This is a genomic window from Cognatundibacterium jejuense (assembly GCF_014284255.1).
Lineage (GTDB): Bacteria > Pseudomonadota > Gammaproteobacteria > Burkholderiales > Burkholderiaceae_D > Undibacterium > Undibacterium jejuense.
In genome coordinates this window covers 351,473-364,450 of the sequence record NZ_JACOFV010000001.1, presented here as the reverse complement: position 1 = coordinate 364,450, position 12,978 = coordinate 351,473, and the positions used below count along the sequence as shown (strand labels likewise).

Here is a 12,978-nt window from a genome sequence, read left to right as displayed (position 1 = left end):
ATTAGATGAAAGACGTGCATAAGGTATACTAACGCCTCTTTTCTTTTGCAACATCTTCAATACCTCATTCACCATGCGCCAATACCTCGACTTTATGCGTCACGTCCAAGAACACGGGACAAAAAAAACTGACCGTACTGGCACTGGCACGGTATCCGTTTTTGGATACCAGATGCGTTTTGACCTTAACGAGGGTTTTCCTCTGGTCACCACCAAGAAATTGCACTTAAAGTCCATCGTTCACGAATTGATCTGGTTTTTAGCTGGCTCAACCAATATCAAGTATCTGAAAGATAACGGCGTATCTATCTGGGATGACTGGGCGGATGAAAATGGTGATCTGGGACCAGTTTATGGATCCCAATGGCGGAACTGGCCTACCCCAGACGGGAAACACATCGATCAGATCACCCAATTAATCGATCAAATTAAGTCGAATCCTGATTCACGACGCTTAATCGTTTCAGCCTGGAATGTCGCAGATATTCCACAAATGAAGCTGCCACCATGTCACGCTTTGTTTCAGTTCTATGTCGCGGATGGAAAACTTTCTTGTCAGCTCTATCAACGTAGTGCCGATATCTTTCTTGGCGTGCCTTTCAATATTGCGTCGTATGCCTTACTGACACATATGATCGCCCAACAGACCGGCCTAGGGGTTGGCGAGTTCATCTGGACTGGCGGCGATTGTCATTTATACTCAAATCACATGGAACAAGTTGCAGAGCAGTTGGCGCGCAAACCATTCCCTTTGCCGAAACTCGTCATCAAACGTCAGCCGGCAAGTTTATTCGATTACCAATTTGATGATTTTGAATTTAGCAACTACGAATTCCATCCTCATATCAAGGCACCTGTTGCAGTTTGATACAAGGAATTCACTACAATGACATCATTAAGTATTATCGTTGCCATAGATAAACAACGAGGCATAGGTATCAACAATAGCCTTCCCTGGCACTTACCAGAGGATCTCGCTCACTTCAAAAAGAGCACTAGTGGTCACCCAATCATTATGGGCAGAAATACCTATGAGTCTATCGGGCGACCATTGCCGAACAGACGTAATATTGTCATCACCAGAAATCCGGAATGGCATCATGACGGCATTGAGATAGTGAACTCTTTGGAGCAAGCGCAGTCTGTAGTGAAAAACGAGGACGCATTTATTATTGGTGGCGCACAGATTTATCTGCAAGCGATGACCATGGCAGATAGTTTGCTCGTGACGGAAATTGATCAGGAATATCCATGTGACGCTTTTTTCCCGGCGATCGACACAAAATACTGGCAAGAAGTTGCAAGAGAAAAACATTATTCAGAAGCACAAAATTTGCATTACGCATTTGTAACTTATAAGAAAATTTAGGATTTTTATGTCTAGCGATGAATTTCACGTACACGGTCCGCACGATCACGAAGTTGAACATGCAGCAGCGCATGGTAACGACCAATTTGCCAGCCGCATTGCTGTAATGACAGCAATATTGGCAACAATTGGCGCTTTATTCGGTTATGAAGGTGGTGCTACACAAAACAATGCTGCGATGTACAAAAATGAAGCTGCGATTAAAAAAACGGAAGCATCAAATCAGTGGAATTTTTACCAATCCAAGTCCAACAAGCAAAATCTGGCTGAGTTAGCAATAAGCTTGCCTGGCACGGATGCCGAAAAATATAAAACAGAGGTCGCACGCTACAAGTCCGAAAAAGAAGAAATCAAGAAAAAAGCGGAAGAGTTAGAAGCTGAATCAAGCAAATGGGAAGAAGCCTCTGAATTAGAACTGCACCAACACCATCGCTGGGCTCAAGCGATGACAGCCGTGCAGATAGCAATATCGCTTGCAGCGATCACCCTACTCACCAAGAAAAAATGGCTGAACTTCGCCTCTTACGGTGTTGCAGGTGTTGGTGTAATATTGGCTTCACTTGCTTGGTTTCATATTTAAAATAAGAAAGAGAAATCAAAATGAAAAAGCTTTTAGGACTTATCCTAGTCGCATGCAGTTGCAACTCGTTTGCGCAAACGTCTGAATTTGTGCAAACTATTCCTGAATTCTATCTGCCGAAAGACGTTAATTTTTCTTTAGGTGGCATTGTACTGTTTACACCAAAATATGCCGGCTCTGACGAGCGTAAAGCAAAAGTCTATCCTTGGCTGGATGCACAATGGAAAAATGGAGCGTTTTTCAGCAGCATTAATGGCTTGGGTTATAACTTTTCCAAAGATCCTACCATTCAGTATGGCTTGCGATTGGGTGTAGAACCAGCACGGGACGAGTCATCTTCGTCCAAGCTACAAGGTTTAGGTGATGTGGATACCACTATTGAACCTGGCGCATTTCTTAACTACAACATCAATCAAAACTATTCCCTGCTTTCATCTATCCGCTATGGCTCCGGCACAAATCACAATGGTTTGCAAACCAGTTTGGGAGCTCGCGTCACGACAGCTATCAGCGACCAACACCGGTTAACAGCAACGATCAGAGCAAATTGGGCTAATGCTTCATACATGCAGTCCTATTTTGGCGTTAACGATCAACAGTCTTTCAACAGCGGCTACTTACCATACATGCCGAGCTCAGGCCTGACTGATGTGAAATTAAGCACCAGTTGGCACTGGACTATCGATGCCAACTGGTCCTTAACAACAGGCGCCTCGGTCAGCCGGTATTCATCTGAAGTAACTAAGAGCCCGTTTGTATTTCAAAAGACACCGGTAACAGTTTTTTCAGCAGCGAGTTATCGTTTCTGATGCAGGATAAAAATATAGTCAGACTTTAGTCCTTACTCCAATAAAAATGAGCGCATCCTGCGCTCATTTTTATTTTGACGTACAGAAACGTTTAATTTCCAAACAAAATAAAATTTGCTTGAATTTAGATTTTGCGATGCAACATACGATGAGATTGTTCACTTCATGACATTCACATGAAATTGCGTCCCGAATGAAAAAAATGACCAATTTTTTCACATAAGCTACTACTTATCTGAGAGAATTCGGTACTTTTAGGACGGGCGTAAATGTCGTCAAGGACGATTTCACGCAAACTCTATTTTGAATTTTTCGGCGCGCAAGCGGTTGATTTAACTTGCCCAGGCGTCTCCCCCGTACCAAGTCTTTTGGAGACCACCATGAAATTCCGCTTCCCCATCGTCATCATTGACGAAGATTTCCGCTCAGAAAACACTTCCGGCCTGGGCATTCGTGCGCTGGCTGATGCCATCGAAACCGAAGGTATGGAAGTTCTGGGCGTTACCAGCTACGGCGATTTATCGCAATTTGCCCAACAACAATCACGTGCGTCTGCATTTATTTTATCCATCGACGATGAAGAGTTTGGTGCCGGCACATCCGAAGAGACAGATTACGCTCTAAAATCATTACGCGCTTTTGTGGAAGAAATTCGCTATAAAAATGCGGACATTCCTATTTATCTGTACGGCGAAACCCGTACTTCACGCCACATCCCAAATGATATTTTGCGGGAACTGCATGGCTTCATTCATATGTTTGAAGATACGCCAGAATTCGTGGCCCGCCATATCATCCGTGAAGCGCGTGCATACCTGGATGGTCTCGCACCACCATTTTTCCGGGCTCTGGTTCATTACGCGAATGATGGCTCTTACTCTTGGCACTGCCCTGGACACTCAGGTGGAGTCGCATTCCTGAAGTCACCAATCGGTCAGATGTTCCACCAATTTTTTGGTGAAAACATGCTGCGTGCTGACGTTTGTAACGCGGTAGAAGAACTCGGTCAATTACTGGATCACACTGGCCCTGTCGCCGCTTCAGAGCGCAATGCTGCACGTATTTTTAATGCCGATCATTGCTACTTCGTAACCAACGGCACGTCCACTTCAAACAAGATGGTGTGGCACTCTACTGTTGCTCCTGGCGACATCGTAGTCGTTGACCGCAATTGCCACAAATCGATTCTGCACTCAATTATCATGTGTGGAGCGATTCCGGTATTTCTGATGCCGACACGTAATCATCTCGGCATTATTGGCCCTATCCCGCTGGAAGAATTCAGCATGGAGAGCATTCAAAGGAAAATTGAAGCCAATCCATTTGCTCGCGAAGCAAAAAATAAAAAGCCACGCATTTTAACGATCACACAGTCCACTTACGACGGTGTTTTGTACAACGTCGAAGTATTAAAGGATTTGCTAGATGGTCAAATCGACACTTTACATTTTGATGAAGCATGGTTGCCACATGCAACGTTCCATGACTTCTACAAAGATATGCACGCTATCGGCAAAGACCGTCCACGTGCAAAAGAGTCGATGATTTTCTCTACCCAATCAACCCACAAGTTGTTGGCAGGCATTTCTCAAGCATCGCAAATTTTAGTGCGTGAATCAGAAACACGCAAACTCGATAAAGATAGCTTCAATGAAGCGTATCTGATGCACACCTCAACGTCACCACAATACTCGATTATCGCTTCTTGCGACGTCGCTGCCGCCATGATGGAAGCACCCGGCGGCACTGCGTTGGTTGAAGAATCGATTCTGGAAGCCTTGGATTTCCGTCGTGCGATGCGTAAAGTCGACCAGGAATGGGGTAAAGATTGGTGGTTCCAGGTCTGGGGTCCTGAAGAATTTGCAGAAGACGGCATTGGCTCCCGCGAAGACTGGATTATTCGTGCCGAAGACGATTGGCATGGTTTTGGCAAATTAGCCGCTGGCTTCAACATGCTCGACCCGATCAAAGCCACCATCGTGACTCCAGGCTTGTCACTCGAAGGTAAATTTGGCGAAACTGGCATTCCCGCATCGATCGTTACTAAATATCTGGCGGAACACGGCGTTATTGTCGAAAAATGCGGTCTATACTCATTCTTCATCATGTTCACGATTGGCATCACTAAAGGTCGCTGGAATACTTTGTTGACTGCGCTTCAGCAGTTCAAAGATGACTACGACAAAAATCAACCAATCTGGCGCATTTTGCCTGAGTTTGCAGCGGCCAATCCGCGCTATGAAGGTGCTGGCTTGAAAGACTTGTGCCAAGGCATCCATGAAGCCTACAAAGGCCACGATGTTGCACGCCTGACGACCGAGATGTATTTATCTGACATGCAACCAGCAATGAAGCCATCAGATGCTTTTGCGATGATGGCGCACCGTGAAATTGAACGTGTTTCAATCGATGAATTAGAGGGACGCGTTACTGCGATCTTGTTGACGCCATACCCACCAGGTATTCCACTCTTGATTCCTGGCGAACGCTTCAACCGTACCATTGTTGACTACTTGCGTTTTGTGCGCGATTTCAATGAGAAATTCCCTGGCTTTGAAACTGACTGCCATGGCTTGGTCAAGGCTGAAGTGGATGGCAAACGCGGATATTTTGTCGATTGCGTAAAGGCAACCGCAGCAAATAATAAATAAATATGTTCGCCATGGCGATTTAGTGTTGCAAAAAAGACCTGAAAACAAAAAGTTTTAAGGTCTTTTTTATTTTAACCAGCAAGAAAAATCCACATAATCTATTATTCAAAAACATAGACAATGTAGACTTTGTTAATTTTGCGTCATTTTGGAGTAATATCCACTCAGAACAAAAATATCTCACACATAAAAAATGGAAATAAAAAATGGGTGAAGTGCACGGATTAATGCCTCTTAAGCATGCAGAAATCAGCGTCGGGCAAACCATCGATTGGACAATATATAATCAGGATGGGAAGGTATTATTTGATGCTGGCGTCCACGTTGAAGACCAACAACAACTCAATCATCTGATGGAAGTTGGCTACTGTGAAGCGGATAAACTTTGGGACAGCATTCCCTCCAAAGTCGTTGTGCCAGAAAAACCGGCGCAAGAAGTTACCCAACAAAAAGCACCAGAGGAACTCAATAAAGAATCAGTCATTGAGCTAGATAGTGTACGTTGGACGGTTGGCGAAGTTTTTTACTTACAAACCCATGATCAGGCTGCAACCCGCTACACAGTAAGACTGATAGGCTACGTCAAAGGTAAATCTTTAATGGTGACTGCACCAATGGCTCATGGTCAGGCAGTCATAATACGCGAAGGTCAAACCTTTATTATTCGTGCATTTCCAGGCAAAAAAGCCTATGCATTTACGGCATCCCTAGTGAAATATGTGTATTCGCCACACGATTATTTACATCTGAGCTACCCCAAACAAGTCAGAGCAACCACAATACGTCAGGGCGCACGCGCAACCGTGAAAATCATCGCATCGGTGACAATTGGCGATCCCGAACAAACAGCTGCTGCCACGTTAGGCGATCTGAGCATGGGTGGGACTTCCGGCATTATTAAAAAACAGCTGGGAAAAAAAGGCGACATTGGCATCATCAAATTCAAAGTTAATGCCGCCGGAACCGACGAATACTTAACCTTAAAAACGATACTCCGCTCAATTGCTCCAACGGAGAACAGCGCTGAGTTTCGCCATGGGTTTGAATTCGTCGAAGTGACACCGCAAGCGAAACTAATTTTATCCGCGTTCGTGCATCAAACTTTAGCCGAAATGGATTAATTCCCGGGCGCCAAAACCCACCAAGGCCAGCGGTGTTTACTCCTCTTTGCCCGTCGACATGCTCTGTTGCGCAGCGAGAGCCCTCAGCTTATCCTTTTTGCTCGGGCGAAGGCCTTTGACGCCGCCGTTCACATCCGAAATCTTCGCCGCCTTTATCGGCAACTCCAGCGCCTCAAAACCAGGAATCGATTCCAGCCTGACATCCACTCCCTGCTTACGCCCGATCAAAGAAAATTGTGAATGAGAATCAGCAGTAACGAAGCTCAATGCCAAGCCACTTGCGCCAGCCCGTCCTGTGCGCCCTATTCTATGCGTGTAATCGTCACTGGATCGTGGCAAGTCAAAATTGACGACCACCGGTAAGTCTTCGATATCAATACCCCTCGCAGCAACGTCCGTTGCAACCACTACTTTAACTCGGGACGCCTTAAAATCGGCCAACACCTGCGTTCGCTTACCTTGACTCAATTCACCATGAAACGGCTCGGCAGAAATATCTAATCTTCGTAATTTGGTCGCGATTAACTCCGCAGAGTATTTAGTCGCCACAAATACCAACACCCTTTTCCAGCCTTCCATCTTAATCAAATGTCGTAGCAACTGCGTGCGACGCGACGCATCCACCGAAATTGCTCGCTGAAGAATATCAGGCTTAGCCGTTTCTGTTGCCGGAACCTGAATACGTACCGGCGATTGACATAGTTTTGTCGCCAACTCGTTCAGTAGTGGCGCAAATGTGGCTGAGAATAAGAGATTCTGGCGTGCGACGGGTAACAGATTTAATATACGTTGCAACTCTTCTGCAAAACCCAATTCCAATAAACGATCCGCCTCATCCAACACCAAGGAGCGGACGAAAGACAATGACAGCGCATTATGATCGATTAAATCAAGTAAGCGCCCTGGTGTCGCAATCACAATATCTGCACCACCACGCAAATGCAGCATTTGCGGATTAATTGATACGCCACCAAACAAGACCGCTAATTTAATAGAAGGCGTTGTATTTTTAGTTAAGGCTTCCAGAGTCATCGCAACTTGTGTCGCCAAATCTCTGGTTGGCACCAAAATCAAATACTGAATCACTCTCGGCCGTACCGATTTCTTCAAAGACTGTACCAACGGAGCACAAAACGCTAACGTCTTACCAGAACCAGTTTGCGCTTCAGCAATAACGTCATGCCCTTGGAGGATATGTGGAATCGCCGCACTTTGAATAGGCGTCGGATCAGAGTAGTGTTGCCCACCAATAGCGAGCAAGATTTCGGGCGAAAGCCCTAGGGTAGAAAATGACATGAAAAAAAACTTTACAGGAGGAGAGCGATATTATGCCGCATTCCATGGTGAGGGTCTCGATTCACCAACATAGCAAATCGACCAAACAGAAAACGAACTTTTTATTTAGACGGAGTATCGAAATTGTATGCGGCGTCACATGACTTATCGATTATTGGGAATCCCCGTCTATACATCTGCAATTACTTTGCTTGTTTTTGGGCTGTTTCGCGGTCACGCTCCATCACTTTGAGCAAACGCTGCAAAGCCTGAGACTCCAAAGAAATACGTTGCAGCGTCGGCAAATATTCTCTTCGTTCAACCTTTATCCGCTTTAGGCAATCATTCACAAAGAAGGTGTTATAACAGTGATGTTCCGAAACCACATACCAGTTTTCCAGACGATCCTCTGCGGACTGACTTTCCTTGATGGCAATCTCTGCTACTTCATTACTTTGAATGCTACCAGCAGGATAACGTTCATCGAGTGTATGAACCAGTTGCGCAATTTCAACCAACTCCTGCTTACCATCTTCTGCGAGTACATTTGCACTGGCGTTAAGCATGCCTATGGCCAATAAACATCTGGCCATATTATTATAAGAAATTTTTGAAAGTATTTTCATCAAGTCAATGAGTCAGTGAATCAGCAAGTTGGCGTTGATCGGCATCCATATACTCTTTGGATTGCATCTCAATAATACGCGATACAGTTCGGTGAAATTCGTTAGATAAGGTACCTTGAGTATATAACAACTCCGGTGCTACTTCAGCCGACATAATTAGTTTTACTTTATTATCGTAAAACACGTCAATCAACCAGGTAAAACGTCGTGCTTCAGACGACATGGCAGCCGACATCGCAGGAATCGACGACAAGATAACAGTATGAAAACGACTGGCGATTTCAAGATAATCATTTTGCGAACGGGGCCCGCCACACAAAGTATGAAAATCAAACCAAATAACACCCCCAGCACGTCTTAAAGACTTTAAATTGCGGCCTTCAATATCGACGAGTGGATCTTCATCTTTAGTGTCAGCAATGCGTGCAAAACTGTCACGCAGTGCTTTGTCCGTCGCAGCATTAAGTGGCGTAAGATAAGCCTGCACCTGTTCCAAAGCGCGTTTGCGATAGTCATTCCCCGAATCGACGTTCAAAATATCAAGACGCTCGTTCAGCAATGCAATCGTCGGCAACATGCGATCACGATGCAAACCCTCGGGGTATAAAGTCTCAGGTTGATAATTAGAGGTCATCACAAAGGAGACACCATTATCAAATAAGGCTTTAAGTAAGTTATAGAGCAACATCGCATCAGCTACGTCTGACACATGGAACTCGTCAAAGCATATCAGGCGATATTTTTTTGCAATTTGACGCGCCACTTCGTCAAGTGGATTGGCAACACCTTTCAACTCATCTAATTGACGGTGAACCGAGCGCATGAATTCATGAAAATGCAGACGCGTTTTACGAACCACCGGCACTACAGAATAAAAGCTATCCATCAAGAATGACTTGCCGCGCCCCACTCCACCCCACATATAAACGCCCCGTGGAACTTCCGGACGGGTAATCATGCGCGTCAGTTTATTGGCACGCTTTCCTTTGTAATACACCCAATCCTCATAGGATTTTTGCAGGCGATCAACGGCACGTTTCTGCGCCTCATCGGCTGTGAAACCGCGTTGTGTTAACGCATCCTGATAAAACTCTTGAACATCCATAGTCTGTTTTTTCAAGTTACCTTGACGAGCGAACAATGCCGATCGCTTCAGGTCTCATTATTCTGCGCAAAGCGCGTAATTTTACTTAAGCCACTTTAACTAATTACAGTGGCAATGGTGAATCATTTCAAGCACTTAATCGACGCTATCGAAGATCAGTTCTCGGGCTAATGGCTTTGAAACAAAAATGGACGAGTATCCGACTCGTCCATTTCGCTAAGGCTTACTTACGCGCACTCAGCATATATTGCCACATTAAATCAGAAATTCAATGAACGCTTATCGACGGCCAAAGCTGCTTCTTTCGTCGCTTCAGACAACGATGGATGTGCGTGGCAAATACGTGCGATATCTTCTGAAGATGCACGGAATTCCATTGCAACCACTGCTTCGGAAATCAATTCAGAAGCCATTGGACCAACAATATGTACGCCCAAAATTTCATCGGTTGTCGCATCAGCCAGGAATTTCACCATACCTGATGTATCGCCCAAAGCACGTGCACGACCATTCGCCATGAATGGGAAAGTACCGGCTTTATAAGCAACGCCATCTGCTTTCAATTGCTGTTCAGTACGACCAACCCAAGCAATTTCCGGTGATGTGTAAATGACCCAAGGAATTGTGTTGAAGTTGACGTGACCGTGTTGACCAGCGATACGTTCAGCGACGGCAACACCCTCTTCTTCCGCTTTATGTGCCAGCATAGGACCGCGTACCACGTCACCCACCGCCCATACGTTAGGCAGGTTTGTTTTGCAGTCACCATCAACAGCAATAAAGCCTCGCTCGTCCATTGCCAGACCAACACCTTCTGCATTTAAACCATTTGTATTTGGTGTGCGACCGATAGAGATAATCAGCTTATCGAACACCGCTTTGTGTTCAGCGCCTTTATCATCGGTGTAATTAACAGTGACGTCTTTACCGCTATTAACGATTTCGCCAATTTTTACGCCAAGGTTGATAGACAAACCTTGTTTCACAAACAGTTTGTGCGCTTCTTTAGCGATTTGCTCATCGACTGCACCAAGGAAGGTTGGCAGAGCTTCGAGGACTGTCACTTCGGAACCCAAACGACGCCATACACTACCCATTTCCAGACCGATAACGCCCGCGCCAATCACGCCGAGTTTTTTCGGTGTTTCAGCAATATTCAGCGCGCCCTCGTTGGACAACACGTTGACCTCATCAAACGGCGTACCTGGTAGAGCACGTGCGTTAGAACCTGTCGCAACGATGATGTGCTTACCTGTAATCGTTTCTTCGGCTTTGCCAGCAACTTTGATTTCGTAACCGGCAGCATCGGCCTTAACGAAAGAACCGTGACCATGGAAGAAAGTTACTTTATTCTTTTTAAACAAGAACAAAATACCGTCATTGTTTTGCTTAACAATGGTGTTCTTGCGACCCAACATCTTCGCCACATCCATACCCAGACCAGACACTTGAATACCATGATCAGCGAATGCATGACCAGCGTGCTCAAAGTGTTCAGAAGATTGCAACAAAGCTTTCGATGGAATGCAACCTACGTTGGTGCAAGTACCACCAGGTGCCGGACCACCTTTTTCGTTAGTCCACGCATCGATACATGCAGTAGAAAAACCGAGTTGTGCAGCACGAATTGCCGCGATATAGCCACCTGGGCCACCGCCGATAACGACGACATCAAATTGTTTACTCATGAAATTTTCCTGAATTTATTTATAGCCGACTATCTTTACATGTAGATCTTCAGCAAATATCACTCTTCTTCGGGCACAAAAATCCATGCCAGTAGGTAAGCCAGGACACCTGAACCTACAAACATCGCGAAGAACACAAAAATCAAACGCCAGATCCAGGAATCAAGACCCGTAAATTTCCCCAGACCGCCACAAATACCACCTAACCATTTATCGCTCGTAGAACGGCGAAAACGATTCAATTGATTCAGTGCATCATCTGCGCCCGAGAAAGAAGCAGATTTAAAAGAAGATTCGGATTGATTGGAAGAAGTGCCCGACCCTACTTTCTCGAGCAACTTCGCCTTGGCTTGCGCGAACTCTGCATCAGACAGAGCGCCTGACTGATGCAGTTCGTGCAAACGTTGAATTTCGTCAGCGATATTCACGTTGATAGCCGTTGTTCAATGATTACAGATCTAACAACAGACGTGAAGGATCTTCCAACGCGTCTTTCATTGCAACCAGAGCTAATACAGCTTCGCGGCCGTCAATGATACGGTGATCGTAAGACATTGCCAGGTAGTTCATTGGACGAATAACGATCTGACCATTTTCAACTACTGCGCGATCTTTGGTTGCGTGTACGCCCAGAATTGCGGATTGTGGTGGGTTGATGATCGGTGTCGACAACATAGAACCGAAAGTACCGCCGTTAGAGATGGAGAATGTACCACCGGACAAATCGTCCAGAGTCAATTTACCGTCTTTCGCTTTAGCACCGAATTCACCGATTTTCTTTTCGATATCAGCAATAGACATTTGGTCTGCATTGCGCAAAATAGGCACGACCAGACCACGTGGTGAACCAACAGCGATACCAATATCAAAGTAACCGTGGTAGACGATGTCATTACCATCAACTGATGCGTTAACGATTGGGTATTTCTTCAATGCAGCAACGGCAGCTTTAACGAAGAAAGACATGAAGCCCAGTTTAACGCCGTGCTCTTTCTCAAATTTATCTTTGTACTTGTTGCGCAATTCCATGACTGGTGCCATGTTGACTTCATTAAATGTCGTCAAGATCGCGTTAGTAGACTGAGATTGAACCAAACGCTCAGCGATACGTGCGCGCAAACGGCTCATAGGAACACGTTCTTCAGGACGATCACCAAGGCTCGCCAGGGTTGGAGCTGCCACTTGTTGCAATGCTGGCTTAGACGCTACTGGTGCTGCCAATGGCGCCACGACCGGAGCTGCTTTACCAGCAACTGCTGCCAGTGCATCGCCCTTAGTAACACGGCCATCTTTGCCAGAACCATCTACCTGACCAGCGGACAAACCGTTTTCTGCCAAAATTTTGGCGGCGGCTGGCATGGCGATGCCAGCGGAAGATTTTGCATCAGCCACTACTGGTGCTGCTGCGGCTGCAACAGCTACTGGCGCAGCAGAAACTTCCATCGGGCTTACTTTCGCACTAGCATCCGTGTCGATGATGGCAATGATTTCACCAGCTACGACTGTACTGCCATCGCCTTTAATAATTTGTGTGATCACACCAGCTTCAGGTGCTGGCAATTCCAGCACAACTTTATCTGTTTCTACGTCGATCATATTTTCGTCACGAGTGACAGATTGACCAACTTTTTTATGCCAGGTCAACAAGGTCGCTTCTGCAACGGACTCAGATAACTGAGGAACTTTTACTTCGATAATTGCCATTTTTTACTCTCCGATTCGGGTAGCCAAATGCTGCATCAGTTTCTGATGCA

General features: G+C 45.6%; 12 protein-coding genes. 6 read left to right on the top strand and 6 right to left on the bottom strand.

Going from position 1 to position 12,978, the window contains the following annotated elements:
- The first annotated feature begins 73 nt into the window (after nucleotides 1-73).
- The 6 genes from H8K32_RS01705 to H8K32_RS01680 all read left to right on the top strand — a co-directional run bounded on the left by H8K32_RS01705 (nucleotide 74) and on the right by H8K32_RS01680 (nucleotide 6,530).
- The gene (locus H8K32_RS01705; RefSeq protein ID WP_186910725.1) at nucleotides 74-868 is read left to right on the top strand and encodes a thymidylate synthase; all 795 of its coding nucleotides are present in this window, start codon (nucleotides 74-76) and stop codon (nucleotides 866-868) included.
- Between the two features lie 18 nt (nucleotides 869-886).
- Nucleotides 887-1,369: a dihydrofolate reductase gene (locus tag H8K32_RS01700; protein WP_186910724.1), complete on the top strand. Its 483-nt coding sequence runs from the start codon at nucleotides 887-889 to the stop codon at nucleotides 1,367-1,369.
- Between the two features lie 7 nt (nucleotides 1,370-1,376).
- Nucleotides 1,377-1,949: a DUF4337 domain-containing protein gene (locus H8K32_RS01695; RefSeq protein ID WP_186910723.1), complete on the top strand. Its 573-nt coding sequence runs from the start codon at nucleotides 1,377-1,379 to the stop codon at nucleotides 1,947-1,949.
- 20 nt (nucleotides 1,950-1,969) lie between these two features.
- Nucleotides 1,970-2,758, top strand: a complete 789-nt coding sequence (locus H8K32_RS01690; protein ID WP_186910722.1) for a MipA/OmpV family protein — start codon at nucleotides 1,970-1,972, stop codon at nucleotides 2,756-2,758.
- 380 nt (nucleotides 2,759-3,138) lie between these two features.
- Nucleotides 3,139-5,409, top strand: a complete 2,271-nt coding sequence (locus H8K32_RS01685; RefSeq protein ID WP_186910721.1) for an arginine/lysine/ornithine decarboxylase — start codon at nucleotides 3,139-3,141, stop codon at nucleotides 5,407-5,409.
- A gap of 206 nt (nucleotides 5,410-5,615) precedes the next feature.
- Nucleotides 5,616-6,530: a flagellar brake protein gene (locus tag H8K32_RS01680; protein WP_186910720.1), complete on the top strand. Its 915-nt coding sequence runs from the start codon at nucleotides 5,616-5,618 to the stop codon at nucleotides 6,528-6,530.
- A gap of 36 nt (nucleotides 6,531-6,566) precedes the next feature.
- On the opposite strand, the gene H8K32_RS01675 is transcribed toward H8K32_RS01680, so the two are convergent.
- The 6 genes from H8K32_RS01675 to odhB all read right to left on the bottom strand — a co-directional run bounded on the left by H8K32_RS01675 (nucleotide 6,567) and on the right by odhB (nucleotide 12,928).
- Nucleotides 6,567-7,826, bottom strand: coding sequence for a DEAD/DEAH box helicase (locus H8K32_RS01675; RefSeq protein ID WP_186910719.1), 1,260 nt, complete (start codon nucleotides 7,824-7,826; stop codon nucleotides 6,567-6,569).
- Nucleotides 7,827-8,008: 182 nt separating this feature from the next.
- The gene (locus tag H8K32_RS01670) at nucleotides 8,009-8,371 is read right to left on the bottom strand and encodes a hypothetical protein (RefSeq protein WP_222612977.1); all 363 of its coding nucleotides are present in this window, start codon (nucleotides 8,369-8,371) and stop codon (nucleotides 8,009-8,011) included.
- A 64-nt stretch (nucleotides 8,372-8,435) separates the two neighbouring features.
- Nucleotides 8,436-9,536 (bottom strand): cell division protein ZapE, encoded by a 1,101-nt coding sequence (gene zapE / locus H8K32_RS01665; protein ID WP_186910717.1) that lies wholly within the window; start codon nucleotides 9,534-9,536, stop codon nucleotides 8,436-8,438.
- 260 nt (nucleotides 9,537-9,796) lie between these two features.
- Complete coding sequence (gene lpdA, locus H8K32_RS01660; protein ID WP_186910716.1) at nucleotides 9,797-11,224, bottom strand: dihydrolipoyl dehydrogenase; 1,428 nt, start codon at nucleotides 11,222-11,224, stop codon at nucleotides 9,797-9,799.
- Between the two features lie 59 nt (nucleotides 11,225-11,283).
- The gene (locus H8K32_RS01655; RefSeq protein WP_186910715.1) at nucleotides 11,284-11,652 is read right to left on the bottom strand and encodes a PspC domain-containing protein; all 369 of its coding nucleotides are present in this window, start codon (nucleotides 11,650-11,652) and stop codon (nucleotides 11,284-11,286) included.
- A gap of 22 nt (nucleotides 11,653-11,674) precedes the next feature.
- Nucleotides 11,675-12,928: a 2-oxoglutarate dehydrogenase complex dihydrolipoyllysine-residue succinyltransferase gene (odhB, locus tag H8K32_RS01650; protein WP_186910714.1), complete on the bottom strand. Its 1,254-nt coding sequence runs from the start codon at nucleotides 12,926-12,928 to the stop codon at nucleotides 11,675-11,677.
- Nucleotides 12,929-12,978 lie beyond the last annotated feature (50 nt).